The sequence below is a fragment of the Streptomyces sp. NPDC002785 genome (genome assembly GCF_040295565.1).
Lineage (GTDB): Bacteria > Actinomycetota > Actinomycetes > Streptomycetales > Streptomycetaceae > Streptomyces.
This window is the reverse complement of the sequence record NZ_JBEOVN010000013.1, coordinates 1-25,560: the sequence shown is the minus strand read 5'-3', so window position 1 is coordinate 25,560 and position 25,560 is coordinate 1. Positions and strand designations below refer to the sequence as shown.

Genomic DNA, 25,560 nt, shown 5'->3' with positions numbered 1-25,560 from the left:
GCTGCCGCGGGCGCCTGTGCGAACCCCGGCAGGCCGACGCCCGTCGCGCACATCAGGAGCAGCACGACGGCCGAAGAACGGAATCCGTTGCGAGTGATCATCACGCGCTTCCTCCTCTCCGTCCTCAGGAACTCTGCGGCTGTTTGGCACTGTTTGTGTCGAGCCGAGGCCCCTTGGGCAGGAGGCCGGACCAGTTGTCCGGCACCGGCAGCGGCCGTACATCCTTGTAGCCGAGCCTGGTCTGGGCCTGGTTGACGTCGGCAGCCTGCTCCTCCGCCGTCGGGGGCTTCGCGTCGGCCCCGATCTTGGAGGGGTCCGCACTGCTGTCGTTGTTCGTCTGCACGGCGTAGCGCAGCCCGGTGTCCGTCACCAGGAACAGCGATCCGGTGGTGGGGGACGCTCCGTTGAACTGCCGGTACAGCACACCGCTGCCTGGCGTGACGTACGCGCTGGTGGCCCCGTCCAGGAAGCGGACGGGATACCCGGGGCCGGCCCAGGTGGTCAGTTTCGGCACACCCGTCGGGCTGACGCCGTGCAACACATTGCAGACGGATCCGGTCCGGGCCGAGGTGTCGTTGGCCTGTGTCGGGACGCTCTTCGGCCAGCCGTACTTCGCGTAGAACTCGTCCGGGGAAGAAGTGAAGGACTGTGGTCCGACTTCGGTGGCCTGCGCCTTCTGGCCCAGCACCTCCGCCTCCGGACTCGTCAGGAGCAGCCTGGCGACGAGGTCGGACACGGGCGCAACCGCCCCCGGCAGGACGACGTACTGCTGCATGCCGGTACCGGCCACGGCCTTGAGCACTGTGCCCACCTTGTTCAGGCGGGGGTCCAGGCCGCTGACGCCGGCCGGGTCACCGACCTTGCCGGGCAACCGCGGGAAGTCGATGGGAGTGCCGGCATGCAGTGTGCCGAGCCAGTCCTTGGTGACTTTCTGGGGCTGTGCGCCCTCGCTGAACAGTGAGCGGCGCAGTACCTCGTCCCGGGCCGAGGGCTTGTCGCCGCCGGTGGTCCCGATGACGTGCTGCGTGCCGTCCGCGTCCACCAGGTATCTCGTGCCGCGCCCGCCGTCCGCCTCTACGTAGAGGGCTTGGCCGCCGTGGAGCTGCCGCTTGCCGCCGACCTTGTCCGCCTCTCGGTCGGCGAGCAGGAAGACCGCCTTCTGTACGGTGTCACCGGCGCCGGCGCCCGGCTGTTCGCAGACCGCCCAGAGCTTGTTCCGGCCCGCTTCGTCCGCGCTGGGCAACCGGTCGGGGGCGTACGGAATGCCGAGCATCGGACCGCGCTGCAGCTTGCCGTTGTCCAGTTCGGACTCCGCCACCTGAAGCACCGAGGAATTGTCCGGGTCCAGGAGCAGTTTCGCGGAGGAGAAGTTCAGCACCGGGTGCAGACGCTTGACTCCCTTGGTCTCCAGGACAACGTAACGGGTGGTCGATTCACTGCCGACGATGACGTGGGCACCGGGGTCGTCCCAGCCGTCGGGAACCTTGGGCTTGAAGATGCCCCAGGCCCCGAAGCCCGCCACCAGCAGGGCGCCCACCACCACTCCCGGCAGCACGGCGCGCAGCGGGCGCGGCGCCGCCTCGTCCGTACCGGCTGCGGACGGCTGCAGAAAGGCGGCGACCAGCCGCTTCTTCGCGAAGGTGTAGGCGTTGAGTTCGTCCCGCCGTGATGCCATCTGCCCTACTTCTCCCCGTGGTTGTAGATGCCTCGCGAACCGCCCCCACTATGCCCGCCGACGCTTGTTCACCGACGTGCGGGTACATGCTTCAGGGAGTCGGCCAACGCCCCTGCCCGACCGGGCGGGCAGCGAGCCCCCATTCGAACCCCTCATCGCCGGTCGTGGGACAGTTGGCGGTCGCGGGCCGGTGTGCGAAACGCGTCGGTCCGACTTGCACACGCCGTAGTGCCGTGACACGGAGGGACATACCGGGGGATGAGCAGCGCGACGACCGCAGTGATGAGTGTGCACCCGCAGCCGGGACGGATCGGTGGGGTGCGGCTGCACCAGGTGGTGTTGATGGAGGTCGCCGGCGCGCTGATGCTGATCGCGTGGGTGACGAACAGGGTCCTGTTGGTGCCGATGGGCCTGGTTGCGGCGGCGCTGGTGTTGCTGGCGGTTCTGCGGCGGCGGGGACGGCCGGTGATGGAGTGGCTCAACGCGGTCATGGCGCTGCGCGGGCGGCTGAGGGCCGCGCGACAGCCGTGGTCCGCGGAAGGGGTGGATCCCGCGCTGGCGCCGGTCGTCGAGTGCGAGGCCGCGCTGCGGACATACACCTACACCGACCGGCAGCGCGAGCGCGGTATCGGGATGGTGGGTGACGGAACGTTCCTGACAGCCCTGCTGCTCGTGCAGCCACGGGACGAACCGCTGCGGATGGCCCGGGACGCCCGGCCGCTGGAGCTCGGTCTGCTGCACGACGCCCTGGAGGTGGACGACATCCGGCTGGAGTCGGTACAGGTCGTGCAGCACACGCAGCCCGCCCCCGGACCGCACCTGCCTGAACAGGCCGCGGCGACACGGTCGTACGGGCCGCTCCAGGCCCAGGCCGGTACCCCCGCGATCCGGCTGACATGGATTGCGCTGAAACTCGCCCCGGAGCTGTGTCCGGAGGCGGTGCGGGCACGTGGCGGCGGGATCGGCGGAGCGCAGCGCGCGCTGTTGCGGGCCACGGATCAGCTGGCGAGCCGGCTGGCGGGGGCGGGGTTCGACGCCTCGGTGATGACCGAGGCGCAGGTGACGTCCGCCCTCGCGACCTCGGCCGGGGTGAATCCGCAGGCCAGCGCGCTGGCGGTGCGGACGGATGCGCCGCAGCGGCGCACCACGGAGTCCACCCGCGCCTGGCGCTGCGACGACCGCTGGCACACGACCTACTGGGTCGGCCGCTGGCCGCACCTGGGCGCGGGGGCGGCGCCAACGGCACAACTGGTGGCCCTCCTGACGTCGATGCCGGCGCTGGCCAGCACATTCAGCCTGGCCGTGTCGCGCGGGACCGGTGGCACACCGGCCGTCAGCGGACACGTCCGCCTCACGGCGCGCGGAAGCGACGAACTGGTCTCGGTGCGGCGGCAGTTGGAGCGCGCCGCACGAGGAGTGAAGGTCGGCCTCGTACGGCTGGACCGCGAACAACTGCCCGGTGTGCTGGCCACCTTGCCCCTCGGAGGTACCCGTTGACCACCCACCGTATGACGTCCACCGGCACCACCGGTCCGGCTGCTGCCGCCCCACCGGCGGCCGGACGGGGCAGGGCCGGGTTCGGTCTGCTCGGCCCGCGCCGCGACCGGCACGTACTGCCCGTGGAGCAGCTCGCCGCGCTGAGACTGCCGCTCGGTGACGACGGTGTCGTAGCGGGCGTCGACGCGAAGGGGCAGCCCGCGGTACTCGGCTTCTTCCGCCCCTCCCAGCTCGATGTCGTGGTCATCGGCAGTGTGTGGACGGCGCAGGTACTGGCGCTGCGCACAGCCGGCACCGGTGCGCGCGTCGCCGTCGAGACGGCCAGGCCGCAGGCGTGGACGGGACTCGCGCAGGCCGCGGGCGGCGGGCAGCAATGCATGACGGTGCACGACGTCAAGCAGGTGAGCCCGCAGGGCGCGTCGGTCACCAGTCCCGTCCTGGTCGTGAGGGACTGCGGTATGCGCCCGCCGCGCAGCCGGCTGGCGGCAGGACCGTGGCAGTCCGTGCTGACGCTGCTGCCGTTCCTGGGCCCGACAGCGCCGAGGCTGCTCGACAACGCGGGACTGGTCGGGATCCAGCGGGTCTCCCCGGAGGAGGCCGCGGTCCTGGCCCGGATTCTGCGGCTGCCCCGGGCGCAGGCGGACGCGCTGCCTTCACTCGGCGACGACATGGTGCTGTGGTGTACGACTCAGCACCGGAAGCTCGTCAAACTGCAACCGACTGACATCGAGGCCGGACTTCTCGGAGTCCCGCGCCGCCTGGACTGACGTGATCCCTGCCCTGCGCGGCGGGCACGGACCACGATCACGGCACGGTCCGGGAGCGGGCCGTCGGCGAACCGCTCGTGATCGACGCCGTACCGGCCGGTCACGAGCGGTTCGGCTGACGAGCCCCCGCCCTGCTAAGGCAGCACCGGCAGCAGCTCCGGCAAGTGGCCGTCGGACGCCGCAGCGGCGGTTACCCGCTCCTCGGGCACCTCTCCGTACAGCGTCGTACGCGGCTTCGCCGGCCGGCCCGCGAGCTCGGCGATGGCCACCAGGTCCTGGATGGACCGGTACGAGCCGTAACCGGAACCCGCCATCCGGGAGATGGTCTCCTCCATCAGCGTGCCGCCCAGGTCGTTGGCACCCGAGCGCAGCATCTCGGCCGCGCCCTCCGCACCGAGCTTCACCCAGCTGGTCTGGATGTTGGTGATGTGCGGGTGGAGCAGCAGCCGGGCCATGGCGGTGACGGCACGGTTGTCCCGGTCGGTCGGGCCGGGGCGGGCGATGCCCGCCAGGTAGACGGGGGCGTTGGTGTGGATGAAGGGGAGGGTGACGAACTCCGTGAAGCCGCCCGTCTCCTGCTGGAGGCGGGCAAGGGTCCTGAGGTGGCCGAGCCAGTGGCGGGGCTGGTCGACGTGGCCGTACATCATCGTCGACGACGATCGCAGGCCCACCTCGTGGGCGGTCCTGATGACCTCCAGCCAGGTCGCCGTGGGCAGCTTGCCCTTGGTGAGGACCCAGCGGACCTCGTCGTCCAGGATCTCGGCCGCCGTGCCGGGGATCGAACCGAGCCCGGCCTCCTTCGCGGCGGTCAGCCAGTCGCGGATGGACATGCCGGTGCGGGTCGCCCCGTTGACGACCTCCATCGGGGAGAAGGCGTGCACATGCATGCCGGGTACGCGTTCCTTCACCGCCCGCGCGATGTCGAAGTACGCGGTGCCGGGCAGGTCCGGGTGGATGCCGCCCTGCATGCAGACCTCGACCGCGCCGACGTCCCACGCCTGCGCGGCCCGGTCGGCGACCTGGTCCAAGGAGAGGGTGTACGCGTCGGCGTCGGTGCGCCGCTGGGCGAAGGCACAGAAGCGGCAGCCGGTGTAGCAGACGTTGGTGAAGTTGATGTTCCTGGTGACGATGTAGGTGACGTCGTCGCCGACCACGTCACGGCGCAGGGTGTCCGCGATCCGGCACAGTTCGTCGAGCGCCGGGCCGTCCGCGTGGAGCAGGGCGAGCGCCTGGTCGTCGGTGAGTTTCGTCGGGTCGTCGGCAGCCCGGCCGAGCGCCTGGCGTACGTCGGCGTCGATGCGGGACGGGACCATGCCGGGGGCCGCCGCCTCGCGCAGCGCCTCCCAGTCCCCGTAGACCACGTCGAAATCCTCGCGGCGGTCGCCGGTGCGGCCCTCGGTGTCGATGGTGCGGTGCAGGTCGGTGCGGCCGGTGGCGCCGAACTCCTCGTCGGGCTCCTGCCAGGGCAGGCCGACGGGGACCGCTCCTTCCTTCGCGAGGCCCGTCTCCGGGTCGGCGAGGGCACGGACGTGCGGGAGGAGGCGGGGGTCGAGCCATGGCTCGCCACGCTGGATGAACTCCGGGTAGATGGTGAGGCGTTCACGGAGCGTGAAGCCCGACTCGGCGGTCTTCGCGGCGAGTTCGTCGATGTGGGGCCAGGGCCGCTCGGGGTTCACGTGATCGGGGGTGAGCGGCGAGACGCCGCCCCAGTCGTCGATGCCCGCGCCGATGAGCAGCGCGTACTCGGCGTCGACGAGGTTCGGCGGGGCCTGGATGCGGGCGGACGGGCCGAGGATGTGCCGGGCGACGGCGATGGCCGCGGCCAGTTCCTCCAGCTCGGCGTCCGGCATGCCGCGCATCGCCGTGTCCGGCTTGGCGCGGAAGTTCTGGACGATGACTTCCTGGATGCCGTGGTAGGCGCGGGCGGTCTTGCGGAGCTCGAAGAGGGAGTCGGCGCGCTCCTCGTACGACTCGCCGATCCCGATCAGGATGCCGGTCGTGAACGGGACGTTGGAGCGGCCCGCGTCTTCGAGGACCCGGAGGCGTACAGCCGGTTCCTTGTCCGGGGAGCCGTGGTGCGGGCCGCCCGGCTCGGACCACAGCCGGGTGGCCGTCGTCTCCAGCATCATGCCCATGGAGGGGGCTACGGGCTTGAGCCGCTGGAGGTCGGTCCAGGTCAGCACGCCGGGGTTGAGGTGCGGGAGGAGGCCGGTCTCCTCCAGGACGCGGATCGCCATGGCGCGCACGTACGCGAGGGTGTCGTCGTACCCCTCGGCCTCCAGCCACTCCCGCGCCTCGGGCCAGCGGTCCTCGGGCCGGTCGCCGAGCGTGAACAGCGCTTCCTTGCAGCCCATGGCCGCGCCCTTGCGGGCGATGTCCAGCACCTCGTCGGGCGACAGGAACATCCCGTGGCCCTCGCGCCGGAGCTTGCCGGGGACGGTGACGAAGGTGCAGTAGTGGCACTTGTCGCGGCAGAGCCGGGTCAGCGGGATGAAGACCTTGCGGGAGTACGTGATGGCACCCGGCCGGCCGGCGGCTTCGAGGCCGGCGTCGCGCACCCGGGCGGCCGAGGCGGCGAGGTCCGTCAGATCGTCGCCTCGTGCCTGGAGCAGAACGGCGGCCTCGGTCACATCGAGTGCGACACCGTCGCGGGCCCGCTTGAGGGCGCGCCGCATGGAGTTGGTGGTCGGACGTCCGCGCTGAGGATCGGTCATGGAGCGAGCATACGAGCGGGCCACATGCCGCGGACGAGGGCCTCTGTGGTGGGGGTCCCGCTCGGTGACTCTCACGCACGGGTGCATTCGAGCGCGCCTTTGGAACCTTTGCCCGAGCATGCCGGGACGACGGTGGTGACGGCTCCGATGGCCAGGTAGTAGCGCAGGGCTGTACGACGACCGGGGCTGCGAACAGCTGTGTCACGTAACACGCGGCTCCCCCGTTTCCTTGCCAAAGGTGCCCGCGGCGCAAGGCTCCAAGTCGCCCGGTCGGCGAAGAACCGGGACAGCGAACCGGGAACGTCCTCGGGTGTGCCGACTCGTCCGCCACGCTGGCGTTCGACCACGCCGACGAGACGGACCGGACCACCCGCTACACGGACTCCACCGGCGCCACCACCGCATTCCGCTTCGACGCCCGGCTGCGGCTGGTCTCGTGGACGGACGCCCTCGGACACACCAGCCACACCTCGTACGACGACCACGACCGGGTCGTCTCCGCCACCGACCCGCTCGGCGCGACCGTCCGCATCTCCTACGACGACGAGGGCCGGCCCGTCCGCGTGATGCGGCCGGACGGAAGCGCCAGCAGCGTCTCGTACAACGCGCTCAGTCTGCCCAAGACGGTGACCGAACCGAACGGCGCCACCTGGCGCCACCAGTACGACGAGCGCGGCAACCGCACCGTGCTGACCGACCCCGGCGGTGCGAGCAGCACCTACACCTACGACGGGCGCGGAGCCGTCGTCTCCGTCACCGATCCGACCGACAACACCGTGGTCATCGGCCGCAATCCGGCCGGGCTGGTCGTCTCCCTGACGGACCCCGCCGGCGCGGAGACACGGTGCCGGCACGACGCGTTCGGCCGGATCGTCGAGCTCGCCGATCCGCTCGGCGGCGTGACCCGCCTGACCTGGTCCGTCGAAGGCCACCTGACCTCGCGCGAGACCGCCGACGGCGGCACCGAGCGCTGGACGTACGACGGCGAGGGCAACTGCACGGCGCACACCGACCGGCAGGGCCGGACCACCGTGTACTCCTACACCCACTTCGACCTGCCCACCGAGATCCGCAACCCGGACGGCACCCGGCTCGCCTTCTCCCACGACACCGAGCGGCGGCAGACCCGGATCACCGACGCCCGGGGTCTGACCTGGGAATACGCGTACGACGCGGTCGGCCGGCAGATCGCCGACACCGACTACAACGGGCGGACCACCACCTACGCCTACGACGCGGCGGGCATGCTCATGGGCCGCACCAACGCGGCCGGGCAGACCACCGCCTACCGGTACGACACCGTCGGCAACCTCGTCGAGAAGGACATCGCGGGCCACCGGATCCAGTACACCCACGATCCCGACGGGCGCCTTCTGCGGGCCGTGTCACCCGACTCCGTCCTCGAGTACACCTACGACGCGGTCGGCCGCGTCGTCGCCGAGACCGCCGAAGGCCGGACGGTGGCCACCACCTGCGACGTCTCCGGGCGGCGGCTCACCCGCACCACCCCGTCCGGCACGGTGACCCGGCAGTCGTACGGAGCGGCCGGTCACCGCGACACGCTCACCGTGGCCGGCCGCACCCTGCGCTTCACCCACGACGCCATGGGCCGCGAGACCACCCGCACCCTGGACGAGGTCTGCCGGCTCGCCCAGACCTGGGATCCCGCCGGCCGGCTCAAGGCCCAGCTCCTCACCCGGCTCACCCCGGCCGGCCCGGCCACCGGAGACGGCCCGCCCGCGCCCGTACCGCTCCAGCAACGCGGATACGACTGGGACGCGGAGGGGCGCATGCTCGCCGTCACCGGATCCCGCGCGGTCAGCCGCTCCTTCTCCTACGACGGCGTCGGACGCGTCGTCGACACCGAGGGCCCCGGCTGGCGGGAGCACTACGCCTACGGCACGTCGGGGGACCAGCAGGAAGCCGTCTGGCCCGCCGTCATACCCGGCGCCGAGGCGATCGGCGAGCGCCACTACGAGGGAGGCCACCTCGTCCGCGCCGGCGGTGTCCGCTACGAGTACGACGCGCAGGGCCGCGTGGTGCTCCGTCAGAAGACCCGGCTGTCCCGCAAGCCCGACACCTGGCACTACACCTGGGACGCGGAAGACCACCTCACCGCCGTCGTCACACCCGACGGAATGCACTGGCGATACCGGTACGACCCGCTCGGCCGACGGGTGGCCAAACTGCGCATGGCACCGGACGGCGTGTCCGTGGCCGAGGAGACGCTGTTCTCCTGGGACGGCAGCACGCTGGTCGAACAGACCACGCGCGCCGCGGGAACCGGCGCGGACGTCCACCTGACCTGGGAGCACGACGGCTACCGGCCACTGCTGCAGGTGGAGAGCAAGTCGGCCGCCGACACCCCGCAGGACATCGTCGACCAGCGCTTCTTCGCCATCGTCACGGACCTGGTCGGCACCCCGACCGAGCTGGTCGGCGAGGATGGGCTGCTCGCCTGGCGCAGCCACAGCACCCTCTGGGGCGTCACGGTCTGGAACCGCGACGCCGACGCGTACACGCCGCTGCGCTTCCCCGGCCAGTACTTCGACCCCGAGACCGGACTCCACCACAACTACTTCCGCCACTACGACCCCGAGACCGCCCGCTACCTCACCCTCGACCCGCTCGGTCTCGACCCCGGCCCCAACCCGTACGCCTACGTCGACGACCCGCTCACCCTCCACGATCCCCTCGGACTGAAGCCCTGCGACGAGAGCGACCCGACCTGGGGCGGCCGGGTCCGCTTCAGCAGCGGGCCCGGCGGCCGGGCGGGGACCATGCGGGCGAGGATCGAACCGGGCATGACCGGCGGCACGACCAACCCGCCCACGAATGTCGTGGGCTACCAGAAGTACAGGGGCTGGAACAAGACCCACCTGCTGGGCGCCCAGATCGGCGGCTCCAACAAGGACCCGCGCAACTTCGTGGCCATGCACCGCAACGCCAACAGCCCTGTGATGAAGGCGATCGAGGACCAGATCCGCACGGCCGTCGACAAGAACAACGAGACGATCCACTACACCGTCACCCCGATCTACCGGACGAACGACCCGACCGACGTCGTCCCGGTCGCGCTCACCATCCACGCCACGGGGTCCAAGGGCTTCCGGTTCACCCCCTACGAAGGCGGAGCCCCGACCAATCACGTCACTATCCTGAACGTCCCCAAACCCTGAACCACCCACAGGAGTCACCCCGATGCACCCCGACGTGGAACAGCTCACCCGGATCGTCCCCCCGCCGGCGGAGCCTCGCCCGCGGACCTGGCCCGAGATCGAGGCCCGCCTGGGCACCGCGCTGCCCGAGGACTTCAAGGACCTCGTCGACACCTACGGCGGCGGTGTCTTCGACGAGACGATCTGGATCCTGGAACCCGACTGCCCGAGCCGCGACTACAACCTCCTGGCGATGAAGGACGAGCGCGCCGAGGTACTGGCCCGCCTGTGGGAGATCGGCCCGGAGCCCCGGCCCGAACAGCTCGCGGCCGAGGGCACCGGCCTGCTTCCCTTCGCCTACATCGAAGGGACCGGCGCCTACCTCTACTGGCTCACCGGCAAGGACGGCAAGCCCGAGGAGTGGACGGTGCTGGCGAACGCCGGGCGAGGGCCGGAGTGGGAGCACCACCCCGTACAGGCCACCCGCTTCATCCGGTCCGTCCTCACCGGCGAAATCCACTCCGGGATCCTCGGCAACCTTCCCGCGGACGAGCACTCCTTCGACTCCAACGACGACATCCTAGAAGCCTGACCCGGCCTGCCGTGAAACGCGGCCGTCACCGTGACGACCAGGGACAGCGGGCGGCAGCGTCCGTCCGCACTCAGGTGGAGCTTGCTGGTGAACCCGCCCCGCGAACGGCCCAGGCCCTCACTTCCCGCACCACCTCCACCAGGCGGGCGTGAAGGCTCTGCCACACGGTTTCGCCCTGATGTTCTGAGACTTCGGCCCCTTTTGAGGCGGGAGCGGGCGGCGGATCAGTGCGGGCGCCAGCCGCGGATCAGTCACGTGATCGGCCGGACAAGTCCTAGGGCATTTCGGCAACGCAGCGAGCGTGCGTGCCAGACGCCGCGAGCCGGGCGCCCATTTTGTGAGCTCCTCTAAATCGCTGGCCCCGCGCTCGGGGCGTTGTTACGGTGCTTTGACCTCGACCGCGGTGTGGACCGTCGGTGACGTATGGGCGCTTGCCCTGGAAAGCAGTTGATGTATGCCCTGGCCAGTAGTTCCGAGCTTCCCTCGTCGCGCCCCCATGTGCGCCGGGGCGACCGGACCTGCGCGCATGCGCACGCTCGCGGCATCCCACTGACACGCGTCCGCTGATCGGCACGCGTTTCCTTCTCATCAGTACGTGATTCCCGGCTGACGTGCCATGCCTCCGAGGCCCATGCCCCCGAGGGCTGCTCGGTACTTCCCTGCTGCATTGCTCATCCTCTTCGGCAAGGAGAAACCCGGGTGTCCACCGACAACCCCCAGCACCGTCCGACCAAGTCCTCCAACCACGGCGCCAGCGCCTTCCTGAGGACCGACACCTTCACCTGCCTGTGGTGCGGGCTGACCGTCGCCACGCTCGCGCCCGACGGCAGCCGCCGCAACCATTGCCCCAGCTGTCTGCACTCCCAGCATTGCCTCGACCACATCGAGGGCGGCCCGTCCGACTGCGGGGGGCGTATGACCCCGATCTCCATCGCGGTGCTCCGCACCGGCGACTGGATGGTCATCCACCGCTGCACCCGCTGCGACGAGCTGACCTCGAACCCGGCCTGCGGGGACGACAACCACCTGATCCTCATGCGGATGGCCGTACGCCCGCTGGCCCAACCGCCCTTCCCGCTCGAAGCGTTCGGCGATCTGTGACCCGCCGCCAAGGACCGAGGACCGGACGGAGAATTCACCATGCCACGACGTAGACCCCGACGATCGGCCCACCGCCCGCAGAGACGAAAGGACGTCCTGCACGGTCCCGGCGGCGCCCACGGCGACGCGTTCCGTTGCGTCGGCTGCCGGCTCGACGTGCCGCTGATCGCACCGGGCACCGCCCATCGCAATCACTGCCCGCACTGCCTGACCAGCCTCCACGTCGACCAGCGGATACCGGGCGACCGGGCCGCCGACTGCCGGGGGCGGATGACGGCACTGAGCTTGTCCGTACGGCAGGACGGGGAGTGGACCATCATCCACGAGTGCCTGACCTGCGGCGAGCTCAGCGCCAACCGCATCGCGGGGGACGACAACGCCCTCGCCCTGATGCGGATGGCAGTACGTCCCTTGTCGGACACCTTCATCCCCGTACGAGCACTGCTCACGCTTTGACACGGGGCGGCCGGCCCTCGCCGTCTGCGCGGCGAGGCCGGCCACCTGGAAGCACCGCGCCGCTTTCGGATGTCCGGGTACGCCGACACTGCAGATCACGGAACCGCAGCCGCGCGGCCGGATCGCGCCGGCCTGGCGGACGAACGGCCCCGCGACCGAGGCCCTCTCGGCCCGGTTCAGGCGTCATCCGGGTGACCGCTACTCTGTCCTCCCCCTGCCACTGGGCGGGGAGAACAGGGGTGGGACATGCGAAGAAAAATCATGGTGGCCTCCGTGGTCGCGGCAGTGGCCACCGGGATCGCGGTGGCGCCGGCCGCTCACGCGGAGGGACGGGGTGACATCAGGGTCACCAAGACCGTCGTGAACGGTGGCAGCAATGTGATCGTCGGGGTCAAGAACGTCAAGCGGTTCACGATCGCCATGACGATCAAGGACAACTCGGGGGTGAAGGGGGTCGCCGACGTGTCCGCGTTCAACGCGACCAATGGTCTCGGGCCGGTCGACCACCTCGGCACGACGTGCACGAAGGTCAGCACGACGACGTCCGTGTGCACGGCGACGATGCAGATCGATCCGACGTGGATCGACTCGTACGGAAGCGGCAACGAGGGCTGGGACGCCAACGCGGTCGCGGGGAACTGGCAGGTCAACGCCACGGTCCAGGCGAATGACCGCGACTACTGGATCTCGGACCGCATCGCCTTGTTCAAGGTGAAGCGCGCCGCGACCCTGACCACGGACGCGACGCCCGAGCCGGTCAGGAAGGGAGGCACGCTGACCGTCACCGGAAAGCTGTCGCGGGCCAACTGGACGGACCTCAAGTACCACGCGTACACCAAGCAGGTGGTGAAGCTGCAGTACAAGAAGCCCGGCGGCGCGTACAGCACCGTGAAGACGGCGACCACGGACAGCAAGGGCCATCTCCGCGCGACGGTGAAGGCCACCGCTTCGGGCAGCTGGCGCTGGGCGTTCCTCGGTACGACCACGACCATGAAGGTCGTCGCCACCGGCGACGCCGTCACGGTGAATTGACCACGCGGCGGGCCGGAAAACGGCCCGCCGACAGGTTTACCTGCGCGGCCGCGGCGCGCCAGGCCTCCCGGACGGACGGGACGGCCCGAGCGGCCCATGCCCGCCCGGCAGCGCCACCACGGGGGAGCCACCTCGCTGATTTCGACGTGCGGATGCGCCGCCCGGCGGGGGCGTCGTGCCCGACGGGGCGGGACGATCCGGCACACCGAAATCGCGTGGGACGCTACGCGGTGGCCCGCCGCGCGTACACCTCGATCTCGATCTTCATGCGAGGGTCGGCAAGGCCGCACATGAGCATCGTGGCGGCGGGCCGGACTTCGCCGAAGCAGCGGCGCAGGGCCGGCCAGCAGGGCTCGAAATCGGCCCGGTCGGGCAGCAGATACCTCACTCGCACGACGTCGGCGAAGGTGCACTTCGCCTCGGCCAGCGCGGCCTCGATGTTGCGCAGGCACTGCTCGGCCTGCTCCACCACGTCGTCGGAGATCGTCATGGTGGTGTAGTCGAAACCGGTCGTCCCGGACACATGCACCCGGTCGCCGTCGACCACGGCACGGGCATAACCGATCTGCTCCTCGAACGTCGAGCCGCTGAGGATCACACGTCGCTCTGTCACGTGCCGAACGCTAACGCCGTTGTCGGCTATTGATGTTCGGGTACGCGGGCGGCTGGTGGGTGATTCAGCAGGTCGTCGTGTGGACGGGCACGAGTTCGGTGCTCGTCCACACGGCGGGTGGGCCGCTGGGCGGCGCGGCCGGAGACCAGGGCGGCGATGGCCCGGTGGGTGGCCGCGTAATTCTCGCGTCGGCCGAGGAATCGTTGCAGCGGACGCCACTGCACGGCTCCCCCACGCTGCGACGCGTGCACGTCGGGCGCTATCGAGTGCTGTACGAGATCACAGAAGCCCAGGTCACTATTATCGTGATCCACCTCGGCCGCGTCGGCTGACCGTCACGGGGTCGTGGCCAACTCGGCCCAGACCGTCTTGCCCACGAGCCGGTCCTTCACGCCCCATGACGTCGCCACCACCCCGACCAGATGCAGGCCGAACCCCGATTCCGCGTCGGGCCGGGGAGGTTGTGGCTCGGGCCCCCGCTCACCCCGAGCGTCCGACACCTCGATGCGGATCGTGTCCGCCAGGCCCAGCAGTCTCAGTTCGAAGTCCCGCCCCTTCACGTTCCCGTGCAGCACCGCGTTGGCGGCCAGCTCGGCCACGACCACGGCGGCGTTGTCGGAGAGTTCGCTCCCGTACGGCACACCCCACTCGTCGAGTTGATACACAGCGAGCCGACGGGCGAGCCGCGCCCCGCGGCGGGTGGCGCTGAACCGCTGGACGAACTCGGCGCCCACAAGAGTGATTTCGACGTTCATGTGACTCAGCGTGTCCGGTTCCTCGTACGCTGACCAGGAGTGACACCACGACTCCGAGGAGCTGTACGGGCACACCCGGTCGGCTGTACGGGGCGTCGGCCGTGACCGGGCGGACAGAGAGCGGTGCGGGACAGATGGCGAACGCGGAACGCGAAGAAAGGCCGGAACGGCCGGGTGAGTCGGACGGCACGGCACACCTGTTCAGGGCACTGGGCAGACAAATCAAGGTGCTGCGCGAGCGCGCGGGACTGAGCCAGAAGGAACTGGGGCTTGCAGCGCATTGCGGGGAGGACCTGATCTCCGCGATGGAGCGTGGCGTAAGAACGCCGCAAGTCGATTTCCTTGACCGGGCCGATGATCTGCTGGGGGCAGGAGGGGTACTACGGGCAGCGATCCCCGACGCTCAGGAAGCACGGAACAAGGCGCGCACGCGACATCCAGAGTGGTACCGCAGCTACGCCAAGTTGGAGGCGGAGGCCGCACAGCTCTACGTCTACAACAACCAGTCCGTGCCTGGACTGCTCCAGACAGAGGCCTATGCACGTGCTCTCTTCACTCAATGGCGGCCGCTGCTGAGTGAAGACACCATCGAAAAGAGGGTGGCCGACCGGCTCGATCGCCAGGCAATCTTCGCCCCCTGGCCCTCGCCAACGTTCCACTTCATCCTGGACGAAAGCGTGCTGATGCGCCCCATCGGCGGACGGGATGTACATCGGGAGCAGTTGCGGAAGCTCCTGCACATCGGCCGTCTCCGGACAGTTGAAATTCAGCTGATGCCGCTGGACCGCACGGAACAGCCAAGCTTGGACGGCCCGTTCACCCTGGTCACGCCCAAAGGCCGACAGCAGGTGGCATACCTGGAGATCCACACGTACCCGCGGCTGATCACCGCAATGGAGGAGGTCCGCGTGCTGGCCGTCCGCTATGGAATTATCCAATCGGCGGCTCTCACCCCCCAGGAGTCCCTGACGCTGATCGAGAAGATGCTGGGAGAGCGATGAACACCAAGCAACTGCACTGGTTCAAGAGCAGCTACAGCGGCGGCGAAGGTGGAACCTGCATCGAGGTCGCCTACGACTGGCACAAGTCCAGTTACAGCAGTGGTGGGGGCGGCGAGTGCGTCGAGGTCGCGTCCTGCCCCACCACCGTCCACATCCGCGACTCCAAGAACATCCAGGGCCCGCACCTCGACGTCACCCCCGCCACCTGGTCCGCCTTCGTCACGTACGCGCAGCAGGGCTGAGCCACCCGCGCGGCACCGGGTCGCGACAGCCGCGACCCGGTTCACCGCGACCCGGCTGACCGCGTCGAGGCGGTGCCCGACGTAAAGGCTTTCAAGGGAATAGACCGAAGGGGCGCTGCGCTCGTGGCGATCATTGCCCCTGTTGCGATCGCAGGAGCGGCACCCAGGGGTCACGGGCGGGGTGTCGGCCAGTTCTGGGCGTCCGCCCACGCCGCGTACGCGGTCCAGGGAACGCCGGGGAACTGCGCCCGCAGGGCCTCCAGGTCCACCTGGTATCCGGTGTCCGTCAGGAACCTGTACATGGCGAACATGTCGGGGTTGATGGTGCGCAGGTCCTCCAGCGGCGTCCGCCGGAACGCGACCGTGCCCCCGGCGGCCCGGCCGATCTCCTCGGCCATCCGGACCGGTGTGGGATCGTCGCCCGCCACCTCGATCCGCTGCCCGGTCCAGCGGTCCGGATCGGCCACCACCGCGGCCACGACGCGGCCCAGATCCTGCCGAGCAACCTGCTGGAGCGGGGTGTCGCCGGGGAGCGGCATAGTGAGGAGGCCGGCGGCGACCTCGTCCATGGCTCCCAGCGCGTTGTCGTAGAAGTAGGTCGGTGCCACCACCGTCGCCGGAAGCCCGGAGTCGGCGAGCAGTTCCTCGGTCCTGGCCTTGGTCTCGAAGTGCGGGACCCCGGTGTCCCGGTCCGCACTGGCGACGGAGGCCAGCACCAGATGCGGCAGTGCGGCGTCCGCGGCTGCCCGGACGATCGCCGCGCCCTGGGCCACCTCCGCGTCCAGACCGTCCTGGAACGGGGTGGTGACGGCGAACGCGGCCGTCGTGCCCCGGAACGCCTCGGCGAGCGAGGCCGCGTCGAACAGATCCCCGGGAACCACCTCCGCTCCGGCCACCGCCAGCGCCTTGGCCCGTCCGCTGCCGGGGTCGCGCACCACGGCGCGCACCCCGTACCCGGCCTCCAGCAAGGCGCGCGCCACCGCGCCGCCCTGGCCTCCGGTCGCTCCGAGTACTGCGATGGACATGGGTTCTCCTTGATCGAGGGACATGCGTCCATGCTGACCAGCAGTGGCCCGAACTGCCACCGGTAGGGGACGGTCGTGACCCACCCGGCCTCGGTCCTGTCCCCCTCGGCCCTGTTCTCCTCGCGCCTTCGCCGACCGTCGGCCCGTCCCTATCCTGTCCGGATGACCACGATGGCTGCACCTCCCCTTGAACTCGTCATATTCGACTGCGACGGCGTGCTCGTCGACAGCGAACGGATCGCCGTCCGCGTCCAGGTCCAGGTGGGTGCCGAGCTGGGATGGCCGCTGACGGCGGAGGAGGTCGTCGAGAAGTTCGTGGGCCGGTCGAACAAGTCCATCGGGGAGTTGGTCGACGCCCGCCTGCCCGGGCGGTCCGCCGCCTGGCAGCAGCGGTTCGAGCAGCTCCACCGCGATGCGGTGGACTCCGAACTCGTCGCGGTCGACGGCATCCACGAGGCGCTGGCCGCCCTCACGCTCCCCACGTGCGTGGCGTCGAGCGGCAGCCACGAGAAGATGCGCCACACCCTCGGCCACACGGGGCTCTACGCACACTTCGAGGGCCGCATCTTCAGCGCCTCGGAGGTCGCCCACGGAAAGCCCGCCCCCGACCTCTTTCTCCACGCGGCCCGCCGGATGGGCGTTCCCCCTGCCGCGTGTGTGGTCGTCGAGGACAGCAAGTACGGGGTACGGGCCGCCCGTTCGGCCGGGATGCGGGCCTTCGGCTACGCGGGCGGGCTGACCCCGGGGCACTGGCTGGAAGGCCCGGACACCGTGGTCTTCGAGGACATGCGCAAGCTGCCGATGCTGCTGTCCGGGAGTGACGCTCCACTGACGTCCCGCTGACGTTCGGCAACAGGCCGCGAACGCCGGACGCCCTTACGCGCAAGGGCCGGGCGCCGCACCGTCTGGTGCGGGTCGCCCGGCCCTTGCGTTCACCCCACCTGCGTCAGCGGGCAACCGCCTTGGTCGCCTTGCTTGTGGCGGAACCATTGGCGTGGCCCGTGCGGCGGGCGGTCACCTTCACGGTGATCTTCTTGCCGCGCTGGGCGGACTTGAGCGTCAGCGAGGACTTGGTCGCGCCGGAGATCGCCTTGCCGTTCGCGTACCACTGGTAGCCGTACGAGGTCGGGGCGGGCGTCCAGGTGCCGTGGGCGGCCTTGAGGGTGCGGCCCACCTTCGCGGTGCCGGAGATCGTGGGCTGCTTGGTGACCTTGGGCGCGCTGCCCCTGGCGACCTTCACCGAGGCGGGCGTCGCGAAACCGTCGGCGTGACCGGTGCGGTGGGCCGTGACGGTGATGGTGATGTACTTGCCGAGCAGCGACGCCGGGACAGTGTACGTGGACGCCGTCGCGCCGGAGATCGCCTTGCCGTCGGCCTTCCACTGGTAGCCGTAGGAGGTGGCAACCGGCGTCCAACTGCCGCTCGTGGTGGTCAGCTTGGCACCGACCTTCACGGTGCCGGTGATATCCGGCGTGGTCGTCACCCTGGGTGCCGCACCCTTGGCGACCGTGAGCGCCGCCGAGGTGGCCGGGACATCCGCGGTGCCGGTGCGGCGGGCCGTGACGGTGACACCGATCTTCTTGCCGAGCAGCGAGACCGGGACGGTGTACGCGGCGGCGGTCGCGCCGGTGATCGACTGCCCGTCGGCGTTCCACTGGTAGGCGTACGACGTCGGGGCGGGGGCCCAGGTGCCGGGGGACGCGGTGAGGCGGTCGCCGACGCGGGCGGTGGAGCCGATCGTCGGCGGTGCGCTGTTGCGGAGCGGGGCCGAGGTGACGGTGAAGTCGCCCCGCGAGTACTCCCCGCCGCTGAGGGTGATGACGCTCGCGCTCCAGGCGCCCTCGGCCGCGCCGGTCAGGTCGACCTCGGCGGTCAGGGTGCGCCGGTCGGGCGAGACCGAGACGGTGGTCGCCGTGATCTCCCGGCCGGAGTTCCGCAGCACGAGGCGGTGGTCCTTGTGCAGGGCCGAGCCGGTGACCGTGACCGTCGTCCTCGTACCGGCGGCCCCGGTGGCCGGGGTCAGCTTCGTGACGGTCACCCGCTCCATGCCGCACAGACCCGAGCAGACCGCCTCGGCCTTGTAGGAGGTCTGCGAGGCCTTCTCCGGCAGCGAGAGGACCAGGATGCTCGGGGTGAGCTCCCTGGAGATGCTCTCGATCACCCGGCACGCGTAGCCACCGGAGGTGGAGTACGTGCAGCCGTTGTCGAGGCTCGGGTCGTACAGCGCGGGCACCGCCGTATCCGTGGCGCCCGTCGTGTCGCCGATCTCCATCTTGAAGCGGTCGCTGTACACGGTGGGCAGCGCGGCGCAGACGGCGGTGTGCTGCTCGTCGAGGGTGCCGGTGACCGGGCCGTACCCGTAGGCGATGCTCGCGACCTTCTCGCACTCGGCGGCCGGACCCTCGGGGCCCGCGATGCGCAGGGCGTCGAAGCGGTACGAGTCGGCGGCCTTCAGCGTCGGCGGGACGGTGACCACGACCTGGTAGTGCGTGGAGCCGGTGACGGCGCACGCCTGGTTCTTCTCGCAGAGGGGGGCGCCGCCGTCACCGTTCACCACGACATTCGCGGTGCCCAGCGGGTCGCGGACGTTGATGTGCAGGGTGTCCTTGGCGTCGGTGGTGGTGACCTGGCGGCAGCGCAGCTCGCCGGGGGCGCCCATGGTGCCGCCGGTGGACGGGCCGCCGGGCTTCGTTGCCGGGTTCGCGGTGCAGCCCTTGGCGGTCGCGGTGACGTCGCGACGGGTCAGCACGTACTCGCCGGGGGTGTTGCGGCCGGTGACGAGGACGGTGTGGGCGACACCGGGGGTCAGGGCGCAGCTCGTCCAGCTGGAGACGGCGGGGAAGGTCGAGCAGATCTGCTTGCCCTGGACGTCCATGACGGTGAACTGGGCGAGGGCCGCGGTGGCGGAGGTGGCCTGGAGCTGGATGATCTCCTGGGCGCTGTGGTCGCCGGCCGGGATGCTCAGACAGTTCGAGAAGACGCCGTTGCCGGTGACGGCGCGGGCGGAGCGGGTGGCCGAGGTGAAGTCGCCCGCCGGAACCGCCGGGCAGTCACCCGCCACGTCGGTGCGGTGCAGGGCGAGTGTGTACGGGCCGGTCGGCTTCGACTCGCTGTCGTTGGTGACCAGGGCCCGGAACGGGGCCTTGCCGGTGAGTCCGCAGGTGCCGTTCGCGGGCCGGGAGGGCTCGCAGATCTGGACGCCGTCGGCGTCGACGACGGTGACGGCCGGGTGCGGCGCGCCGTTGTAGAGGGGCTCCAGCGCGGCCATCCGGGAGCCTGCGGGCAGCGGCAGGGACAGGCAGTCGATCTCGCCGCCGACGGTGAACTCGGAGCGATGCACGCCGAGTTCGACCGGCTCGCAGCCGGTGGTGGCGGTGTGATCGATGATCAGCGTGGCGGAACCGGTGTAGACGGTGTAGTCACCGGCGGCCGGGAGGGTGCAGACGTCCCAGGTGACGCAGGCAATCCTGCCTTCCCGGTCGTAGACGGGGAGCGCGGAGCGCATGCCGTCGTGGACGGCGTACGCGTCGAAGCGTCCGGCGGCCGGGGCGGTGAAGGTCCGGCAGCCGGGGGACGGATCGGCGGCCGTGGGGCCGGAGTTGTACCCGTTCAGCGCCGGGTGCGTGCAGCCGGCCGGGTCGGAGATGCGGCGGACGGTGAGGGTGTACTCGGCGGGGAAGCCGCGCTCGGCCTCGCTGACCCGCGAGAGCACCCGGTAGGGGCCGGCGGCGGGCAGTACGCAGCCCTCGCTTTCGCCCGCGTTGAAGTGCGGGCAGATCCGGGCGCCGGTCCCGTCCGTGATCCACGACAGGCTCTGGCCGGACGCGGTCGTCCTGATCTTGCTGGTGATCCGCTCACCCGGCTTGCCGGTGAACAGCTGGCACTGGATGGCGGTCGGCCCGGCCGCCGAGCCGACGACGGGTGCGGTGTCCCAGGACGTGCCGGTCTCGGGCGCGCAGCCCTCGGTGGTGCCGAGGGGGACGACGGCGACGGTGGGGCTGCTCGACTCGGACCAGCCGTTGTACAGCCGGAGCGTGAAGTCGCCCGAGCGGGGCAGGCGGCACCAGCCGGCGCCCCACTGGGGGTCGTAGCAGTCGATCTCCGTCCCGCCGTCGTAGACGTGCGTGTACGTGCTGGCGTTGGCGCCGCCGACGAGCACGACCTTGTGCAGCCCGGCGGCCCCGGCCGTGAACGTGAAGCAGGCCGTGCCGTCGCCCGGGATCGTCGGCCTGCCCTCCGCCGGGGCGGCCTCGCCGAAGCCGGAGAGCGGCAAGGCGGGACAGTCCTCGTCGGCCGTGGCGTCGGCCGCCGGTACGGGGGCCGCCCCGGCGGCGTACGCCTGGGCGGCGGTCGCGGGGATCAGCAACGAGAGCAGGACAGACAGGGCGAGCAGCAAGGCGGTGTACGCCACGGATCTCGCGGCCGTACGTGGGTGGCTGGGCATTCCGTTCCCCCGGACCGGTGAAGTAAAGGGTGTGCGCCGGGACTTCACGAACGACGCACGAACGCGGCGCGGCGCGGCGCGGCCCGGAACGCAAGCGACATGTGCGCGAATTGTAAAGAGCGCACATGATGATCGCACACATGTCCAGCAGAACGGGCGGGCATTTCCGCCGGGTGACGGGTGCCCGGGGAAGGCCAATGCACGGCCCGTCGTGGTGGCGGCCACGAGCGCCGCAGTCCGGTGAGCGCCTCGGGTTCTGTGTGGTCGCACACCAGGGCGCGTACACCGATCTCCTCGGCCGGCCGGCTGAGCGGCTCGGCGACGACGGCATCACCCAGGTGGGCCAGGACTGACGTCCGATGCGGCTACAGGTACTCCGCGTACGCGTCCAGTGCCCGCAGCACCTCCGGCTCGCCCGCCGGGGGCAGTTGCAGCACGACCTCCTCGATGCCCAGGTCCGCGTAGTGCGCCAGCTTGCCCGCGCTCGGGAGCACCGCGTACGGGACGACCTGGAGGTGCTTCGGGTCGCGGCCTGCCGCCTCCCAGGCCTCGCGCAGCTTCGGTACGGCCTCCGTCAGGCCGCGGCCACCGATCGGGAGCCAGCCGTCGGCGTACTGCGCGATGTGCGCGAACAGCTTGGGGCCTGCCGCGCCGCCGATCAGGGTGCGGGGGCCGTTCACCGGGCCGCGGGGCGTCTGGACCGGCTTCGGGTACGCGTGGCTGGCCCGGACCGAGCCGAACTCTCCCTCGTACGCCGTGGGTTCGGCCGACCACAGGGCGCGCATCAGGGCCAGCCGGTCGCGGACGAGTTCGCGGCGGGCCGGCCAGTCCACGCCGTGGTCCGCGGCCTCCTCGACGTTCCAGCCGTAGCCGACGCCCAGCGTGAACCGGCCGCCGGAAAGGTGGTCGAGGGTGGCGATCCGCTTCGCCAGGTCGATGGGGTCGTGCTGGGCGACGAGCGTGATGCCGGTACCGAGGGCGAGGCGTTCGGTGACGGCGGCGGCCTGGGCGAGGGCGACGAAGGGGTCGAGGGTGCGGCCGTACTCCGGCGGGAGTTCACCACCGGCCGGGTAGGGGGTGTCCCTGCTCACCGGGATGTGGGTGTGCTCGGGCAGGTAGAGCCCGGCGAAACCGCGCTGTTCGAGCTCGCGGGCGAGCCGCAGCGGCGTGATCGTCTCATCGGTGAGGAAGATCGTTGTGGCGATCCGCATATGAGGACACCTCCGTCGTGATCCGGTGACAGACCCTGGAGCCCCAACGTATGCCGTGCAGTGCGGAAAGCCGAGTGTCGCGGAGTACGGGCCCCGTTCGTGCCTCTCGCCGTTCTTCCGGAGTTCACGGCTTCCCATCAGGGTCGAGTACGTCATCCTCGCCACCCACGACACCCCGGGGAGCCACTCGTATGTCCGTATCGCAATCCGCCCACGGCCGTCCGATGGCCAGGCGCGGCCTTCTCGTCGGGACGGCCGCCACCGCTCTAACGTTGGGCACTGTGAGCTTCGCCGACGCCGCGACCGGCAACGACGCCCCGGACCGGACCAGGACCGTGCGCGGCACCCTGCCGACCGGGTCGCCCGACTATGTGTATCTGCCGGTCGAAGTACCGCGCGGGGTACGGGAGATCGCCGTCTCGTACACGTACGAGAAGACTCCCGTCCCGGCCGGGACCCCGGGCAACGCCCTCGACATCGGCATCTTCGACGAGCGCGGCACGGAGCTGGGCGGGCGCGGGTTCCGGGGGTGGTCCGGCGGGGCGCGCAGCAGCTTCTTCGTCCGGGCGGACGAGGCGACGCCCGGTTACATCGCGGGGCCGGTACGCGCAGGGACCTGGAACATCGCTCTCGGGGCGTACACCATCGCCCCGGAAGGGCTCCCGTACGAGGTGACGATCACCCTGCGCTTCGGGCCGACGGGGTCCACGCCGAAGCCCGTGTACCCGCCGGAGCGGGCGAAGGGGCGCGGGCGCGCCTGGTACCGCGGGGACTGCCATCTCCACTCCGTCCACTCGGACGGCAAGCGCACCCCGGCCCAGATCGCCGCCGCCGCACGCGCGGCCGGGCTCGACTTCATCAACAGCAGTGAGCACAACACGTACTCCGCGCACAGCGCGTGGGACGGGCTGTGGGGTGACGATCTGCTCATCCTCACGGGCGAGGAGGTCACCACCCGCAACGGGCATGTGATCGCGCTCGCCACCGACCCGGGGACGTTCGTCGACTGGCGCTACCGGGCCCGCGACAACCGGTTCGGGCACTACGCGAAGGCCGTGCGCCGGGCCGGCGGCCTGGTCGTGCCCGCTCATCCGCACGCCACCTGCATCGGCTGCCACTGGAAGTTCGGCTTCGGCGAGGCGGACGCGGTGGAGGTGTGGAACGGGGCGTACACGCCGGAGGACGGGATCGCCCTCGCCGAGTGGGACAACTCCCTTGTGGCGGCGGTCCGTACGTCGAAGCCGTGGGTTCCGGCGATGGGCAACAGCGACGCGCACCGGGAGCCGGACAAGGTGGGGCTGCCGCAGACCGTCGTCCTCGCCGACGAACTGTCGCGCGAGGCGATCACGGCCGGAATCCGGGCCGGGCACTCCTACATCGCCGAGTCGTCCGCCGTCACCCTGTCCTTCGGGGCCTCGGGCGGGCGCGGCCTGCATGCGGGAATCGGTGAACGGCTGCGGGTGGACGGGGACGACACCCCGGTCACCGTACGGCTGGAGGTGACCGGGGCACCCGGCTGCACCGCGCACTTCGTCACCGACCAGGGCACGCTGTTCACGGCCACGCTGCCGGAGTCGGGGACGGGGACGGTTCAGTGGCGTACGACGCCGGTCCACGCCGCCTATGTGCGGGCCGAGGTCCGGCACCCGGCGACGGTGCCGGGGCTGCCGGGCGCGCCGGCGGCGCTCACCAATCCGGTGTTCCTGGAGGGGTAGGGGGCAGCCCCTGGCCGTCGATCCGCCGACTCACGGGGGACCATCTCGACGTCAAGACACTTGATGCCGACATACCTCTCGTCCATGCCGACACACCCCGCCCCTGTGCGCTTCACAGCCGGGAGCGTCACAGTGGAAGGGGGGCACCGGGCGGGCCTGCCCGAGGAGGTGTCCGGATGGATGTGACCGGCGAAAACGACGACCGGCTCCGGGACTACCGCAGCAGACGGCACTTCGACGCGACCGCGGAGCCACGCGGCGACGGCGGGCGGACGGGTGCGGCGCTCTGTTTCGTCGTACAGATCCACCAGGCGCGGCGCATGCACTTCGACTTCCGGCTGGAGGTCGGCGGCGTACTGAAGTCGTGGGCGGTGCCGCGCGGACCTTCGGAGAACCCGCGCGAGAGGCGGCTGGCCGTCCCCACGGAGGACCACCCGCTGGAGTACCGCACGTTCGAGGGAGTCATCGCGAAGGGCGAGTACGGCGGCGGCACGGTGATCGTCTGGGACCAGGGCACCTACCGGCCGCTCAGCCACGACCGCTGGGGCGCACCCGTGTCGTTCGAGCAGTCCCTGGAGGACGGGCACGCGACCTTCTGGCTCGACGGCATCAAGCTGCACGGCGAGTTCGCCCTCACCCGCTTCAAGGGAGGCGGTGGGAGCGACGCCCCGGGCGAGGAGATATGGCTGCTGATCAAGGCCAAGGACGGGCGCGCCACCCATGACGGACCGGACGCACCGGACCCGTACCTGGCACGTTCGGCCCGCACGGGGCGCACCCTGGCGCAGGTCGCCGCCGAGGAAGGGGGCGGACCCTCGTGACCGCCCGCAGGACCGTGGAGGTCCTTCTCAGCCGCTACGGCACCACCTATGCCGCCGAGGCCGGCATCCGGCTGCGGAACACACCGCAGCCCCTTTACCAACTCCTCGTGCTCAGCGATCTGTTGAGCGCACGCATCCGGGCGTCCGTAGCGGTGTCGGCGGCACGCGCGCTGTTCACCCACGGCATGCGATCCCCGGACCGGATGATCGGGACGACCTGGCAACAGCGCGTCGACGCGCTGGGCGAGGGCGGCTACCGGCGCTACGACGAACGGACCGCCACCCAGCTCGGCGACGGGGCAGAGCTCCTGCTGGTCGAGTACGGGGGCGATCTGCGCCGGCTGCGCAAGGAGGCCGACGGCAACCTGGACATCCTCCGGTCCGGGCTGCGCAGAACCCCGGGCATGGGCCCGGCCGGTGCGGACATCTTCGTACGCGAAGTGCAGGACGTGTGGCCGGAGGCGGCACCGTTCCTCGACGGGAAGGCCCTCCAGGGCGCCGAGAAGCTGGGGCTGCCCGACTCGCCCGCGAAACTCGCACGGCTGGCGGAGCAGGCCGACGACCGCGGGCCCGCCGTGCTCGCGGCGGCCCTGGTGCGCGCCGCGCTGGACAAGCACGTCGTGGACGACGTCGGAGCGCGGGCCTGAGAGCCTGTCGGGTGGCCGGTTGGTTACGCTGCGATGAGGTCCTCGACGGTGCGGGCTCGTGCGGTCTTGCGGTGGGATTCATGGCTCCACCGCA

21 protein-coding genes and 2 pseudogenes are annotated in these 25,560 nt (G+C 70.8%); 15 read left to right on the top strand and 8 right to left on the bottom strand.

Going from position 1 to position 25,560, the window contains the following annotated elements:
• Positions 1–124: 124 nt before the first annotated feature.
• Entirely contained in the window at positions 125–1,675 is a 1,551-nt protein-coding gene (eccB, locus tag ABTZ94_RS05925) for a type VII secretion protein EccB (protein ID WP_351197911.1), read from the bottom strand.
• A gap of 318 nt (positions 1,676–1,993) precedes the next feature.
• On the opposite strand from eccB, the gene eccE reads away from it, so the two are divergent.
• Positions 1,994–3,172 carry a type VII secretion protein EccE gene (gene eccE / locus ABTZ94_RS05920; RefSeq protein WP_502967186.1) on the top strand — a complete coding sequence of 393 codons (1,179 nt, stop codon included), beginning with the start codon at positions 1,994–1,996 and terminating at the stop codon, positions 3,170–3,172.
• Positions 3,173–3,183: 11 nt separating this feature from the next.
• A complete protein-coding gene (locus tag ABTZ94_RS05915; RefSeq protein ID WP_351197993.1) occupies positions 3,184–3,939 on the top strand; it encodes a hypothetical protein in 756 nt (251 codons plus the stop codon).
• A gap of 134 nt (positions 3,940–4,073) precedes the next feature.
• On the opposite strand, the gene ABTZ94_RS05910 is transcribed toward ABTZ94_RS05915, so the two are convergent.
• On the bottom strand, positions 4,074–6,653 hold the full coding sequence (locus tag ABTZ94_RS05910) for a bifunctional FO biosynthesis protein CofGH (protein ID WP_351197907.1): 2,580 nt from the start codon (positions 6,651–6,653) through the stop codon (positions 4,074–4,076).
• A gap of 323 nt (positions 6,654–6,976) precedes the next feature.
• On the opposite strand from ABTZ94_RS05910, the pseudogene ABTZ94_RS05905 reads away from it, so the two are divergent.
• A pseudogene (locus tag ABTZ94_RS05905) lies at positions 6,977–9,832 on the top strand (RHS repeat-associated core domain-containing protein); the annotation flags it as partial.
• 22 nt (positions 9,833–9,854) lie between these two features.
• Entirely contained in the window at positions 9,855–10,403 is a 549-nt protein-coding gene (locus tag ABTZ94_RS05900; protein ID WP_351197905.1) for an SMI1/KNR4 family protein, read from the top strand.
• A gap of 29 nt (positions 10,404–10,432) precedes the next feature.
• Here ABTZ94_RS05900 and ABTZ94_RS05895 read toward each other — a convergent pair.
• Positions 10,433–10,522, bottom strand: a pseudogene (locus ABTZ94_RS05895) (IS5/IS1182 family transposase); the annotation flags it as partial.
• Between the two features lie 580 nt (positions 10,523–11,102).
• On the opposite strand from ABTZ94_RS05895, the gene ABTZ94_RS05890 reads away from it, so the two are divergent.
• From ABTZ94_RS05890 to ABTZ94_RS05880, 3 genes are all read left to right on the top strand, one after another.
• On the top strand, positions 11,103–11,504 hold the full coding sequence (locus ABTZ94_RS05890; protein ID WP_502967183.1) for an RNHCP domain-containing protein: 402 nt from the start codon (positions 11,103–11,105) through the stop codon (positions 11,502–11,504).
• Positions 11,505–11,543: 39 nt separating this feature from the next.
• A complete protein-coding gene (locus ABTZ94_RS05885; RefSeq protein ID WP_351197903.1) occupies positions 11,544–11,960 on the top strand; it encodes an RNHCP domain-containing protein in 417 nt (138 codons plus the stop codon).
• Positions 11,961–12,206: 246 nt separating this feature from the next.
• Positions 12,207–12,992 (top strand): hypothetical protein, encoded by a 786-nt coding sequence (locus tag ABTZ94_RS05880; protein WP_351197901.1) that lies wholly within the window; start codon positions 12,207–12,209, stop codon positions 12,990–12,992.
• A gap of 223 nt (positions 12,993–13,215) precedes the next feature.
• Here the strand turns inward: ABTZ94_RS05880 and ABTZ94_RS05875 are convergent, their stop codons facing one another.
• The gene (locus ABTZ94_RS05875; protein ID WP_351197899.1) at positions 13,216–13,605 is read right to left on the bottom strand and encodes a RidA family protein; all 390 of its coding nucleotides are present in this window, start codon (positions 13,603–13,605) and stop codon (positions 13,216–13,218) included.
• Between the two features lie 59 nt (positions 13,606–13,664).
• On the opposite strand from ABTZ94_RS05875, the gene ABTZ94_RS05870 reads away from it, so the two are divergent.
• The gene (locus ABTZ94_RS05870; RefSeq protein ID WP_351197897.1) at positions 13,665–13,937 is read left to right on the top strand and encodes a type II toxin-antitoxin system RelE family toxin; all 273 of its coding nucleotides are present in this window, start codon (positions 13,665–13,667) and stop codon (positions 13,935–13,937) included.
• Positions 13,938–13,940: 3 nt separating this feature from the next.
• On the opposite strand, the gene ABTZ94_RS05865 is transcribed toward ABTZ94_RS05870, so the two are convergent.
• Positions 13,941–14,360, bottom strand: coding sequence for an ATP-binding protein (locus ABTZ94_RS05865; protein WP_351197895.1), 420 nt, complete (start codon positions 14,358–14,360; stop codon positions 13,941–13,943).
• A gap of 134 nt (positions 14,361–14,494) precedes the next feature.
• On the opposite strand from ABTZ94_RS05865, the gene ABTZ94_RS05860 reads away from it, so the two are divergent.
• Together ABTZ94_RS05860 and ABTZ94_RS05855 are read left to right on the top strand one after the other, a co-directional pair.
• A complete protein-coding gene (locus tag ABTZ94_RS05860) occupies positions 14,495–15,361 on the top strand; it encodes a helix-turn-helix domain-containing protein (RefSeq protein ID WP_351197893.1) in 867 nt (288 codons plus the stop codon).
• Positions 15,358–15,603 carry a DUF397 domain-containing protein gene (locus ABTZ94_RS05855; RefSeq protein WP_351197891.1) on the top strand — a complete coding sequence of 82 codons (246 nt, stop codon included), beginning with the start codon at positions 15,358–15,360 and terminating at the stop codon, positions 15,601–15,603. Before ABTZ94_RS05860 ends, ABTZ94_RS05855 begins: the two co-directional genes overlap by 4 nt.
• 170 nt (positions 15,604–15,773) lie before the next feature.
• Here the strand turns inward: ABTZ94_RS05855 and ABTZ94_RS05850 are convergent, their stop codons facing one another.
• Positions 15,774–16,628 (bottom strand): NmrA/HSCARG family protein, encoded by an 855-nt coding sequence (locus ABTZ94_RS05850; RefSeq protein ID WP_351197889.1) that lies wholly within the window; start codon positions 16,626–16,628, stop codon positions 15,774–15,776.
• Between the two features lie 171 nt (positions 16,629–16,799).
• Between ABTZ94_RS05850 and ABTZ94_RS05845 the strand changes: the two genes are divergently transcribed.
• Positions 16,800–17,471 carry an HAD family hydrolase gene (locus ABTZ94_RS05845; RefSeq protein ID WP_351197989.1) on the top strand — a complete coding sequence of 224 codons (672 nt, stop codon included), beginning with the start codon at positions 16,800–16,802 and terminating at the stop codon, positions 17,469–17,471.
• Between the two features lie 103 nt (positions 17,472–17,574).
• On the opposite strand, the gene ABTZ94_RS05840 is transcribed toward ABTZ94_RS05845, so the two are convergent.
• Positions 17,575–21,072, bottom strand: coding sequence for a hypothetical protein (locus ABTZ94_RS05840; protein WP_351197887.1), 3,498 nt, complete (start codon positions 21,070–21,072; stop codon positions 17,575–17,577).
• 140 nt (positions 21,073–21,212) lie between these two features.
• On the opposite strand from ABTZ94_RS05840, the gene ABTZ94_RS05835 reads away from it, so the two are divergent.
• Positions 21,213–21,425, top strand: a complete 213-nt coding sequence (locus ABTZ94_RS05835) for a hypothetical protein (protein ID WP_351197885.1) — start codon at positions 21,213–21,215, stop codon at positions 21,423–21,425.
• Between the two features lie 12 nt (positions 21,426–21,437).
• Here the strand turns inward: ABTZ94_RS05835 and ABTZ94_RS05830 are convergent, their stop codons facing one another.
• Complete coding sequence (locus tag ABTZ94_RS05830; protein ID WP_351197883.1) at positions 21,438–22,283, bottom strand: LLM class F420-dependent oxidoreductase; 846 nt, start codon at positions 22,281–22,283, stop codon at positions 21,438–21,440.
• Between the two features lie 224 nt (positions 22,284–22,507).
• On the opposite strand from ABTZ94_RS05830, the gene ABTZ94_RS05825 reads away from it, so the two are divergent.
• The 3 genes from ABTZ94_RS05825 to ABTZ94_RS05815 all read left to right on the top strand — a co-directional run bounded on the left by ABTZ94_RS05825 (position 22,508) and on the right by ABTZ94_RS05815 (position 25,466).
• On the top strand, positions 22,508–23,998 hold the full coding sequence (locus ABTZ94_RS05825; RefSeq protein WP_351197987.1) for a CehA/McbA family metallohydrolase: 1,491 nt from the start codon (positions 22,508–22,510) through the stop codon (positions 23,996–23,998).
• A 176-nt stretch (positions 23,999–24,174) separates the two neighbouring features.
• A complete protein-coding gene (locus ABTZ94_RS05820) occupies positions 24,175–24,819 on the top strand; it encodes a DNA polymerase ligase N-terminal domain-containing protein (RefSeq protein ID WP_351197881.1) in 645 nt (214 codons plus the stop codon).
• Positions 24,816–25,466: an endonuclease gene (locus ABTZ94_RS05815; RefSeq protein WP_351197879.1), complete on the top strand. Its 651-nt coding sequence runs from the start codon at positions 24,816–24,818 to the stop codon at positions 25,464–25,466. The genes ABTZ94_RS05820 and ABTZ94_RS05815 overlap by 4 nt, the downstream gene beginning before the upstream one ends.
• Positions 25,467–25,560 lie beyond the last annotated feature (94 nt).

What these genes read in the sequence shown, in the direction of transcription:
- eccB (WP_351197911.1), bottom strand. Translation starts at nt 1,675, where the DNA reads ATGGCATCACGGCGGGACGAACTCAACGCCTACACCTTCGCGAAGAAG.
- ABTZ94_RS05915 (WP_351197993.1), top strand. Translation starts at nt 3,184, where the DNA reads ATGACGTCCACCGGCACCACCGGTCCGGCTGCTGCCGCCCCACCGGCG.
- ABTZ94_RS05910 (WP_351197907.1), bottom strand. Translation starts at nt 6,653, where the DNA reads ATGACCGATCCTCAGCGCGGACGTCCGACCACCAACTCCATGCGGCGC.
- ABTZ94_RS05900 (WP_351197905.1), top strand. Translation starts at nt 9,855, where the DNA reads ATGCACCCCGACGTGGAACAGCTCACCCGGATCGTCCCCCCGCCGGCG.
- ABTZ94_RS05885 (WP_351197903.1), top strand. Translation starts at nt 11,544, where the DNA reads ATGCCACGACGTAGACCCCGACGATCGGCCCACCGCCCGCAGAGACGA.
- ABTZ94_RS05880 (WP_351197901.1), top strand. Translation starts at nt 12,207, where the DNA reads ATGCGAAGAAAAATCATGGTGGCCTCCGTGGTCGCGGCAGTGGCCACC.
- ABTZ94_RS05865 (WP_351197895.1), bottom strand. Translation starts at nt 14,360, where the DNA reads ATGAACGTCGAAATCACTCTTGTGGGCGCCGAGTTCGTCCAGCGGTTC.
- ABTZ94_RS05860 (WP_351197893.1), top strand. Translation starts at nt 14,495, where the DNA reads ATGGCGAACGCGGAACGCGAAGAAAGGCCGGAACGGCCGGGTGAGTCG.
- ABTZ94_RS05855 (WP_351197891.1), top strand. Translation starts at nt 15,358, where the DNA reads ATGAACACCAAGCAACTGCACTGGTTCAAGAGCAGCTACAGCGGCGGC.
- ABTZ94_RS05850 (WP_351197889.1), bottom strand. Translation starts at nt 16,628, where the DNA reads ATGTCCATCGCAGTACTCGGAGCGACCGGAGGCCAGGGCGGCGCGGTG.
- ABTZ94_RS05845 (WP_351197989.1), top strand. Translation starts at nt 16,800, where the DNA reads ATGGCTGCACCTCCCCTTGAACTCGTCATATTCGACTGCGACGGCGTG.
- ABTZ94_RS05840 (WP_351197887.1), bottom strand. Translation starts at nt 21,072, where the DNA reads ATGCCCAGCCACCCACGTACGGCCGCGAGATCCGTGGCGTACACCGCC.
- ABTZ94_RS05835 (WP_351197885.1), top strand. Translation starts at nt 21,213, where the DNA reads ATGTCCAGCAGAACGGGCGGGCATTTCCGCCGGGTGACGGGTGCCCGG.
- ABTZ94_RS05830 (WP_351197883.1), bottom strand. Translation starts at nt 22,283, where the DNA reads ATGCGGATCGCCACAACGATCTTCCTCACCGATGAGACGATCACGCCG.
- ABTZ94_RS05825 (WP_351197987.1), top strand. Translation starts at nt 22,508, where the DNA reads ATGGCCAGGCGCGGCCTTCTCGTCGGGACGGCCGCCACCGCTCTAACG.
- ABTZ94_RS05820 (WP_351197881.1), top strand. Translation starts at nt 24,175, where the DNA reads ATGGATGTGACCGGCGAAAACGACGACCGGCTCCGGGACTACCGCAGC.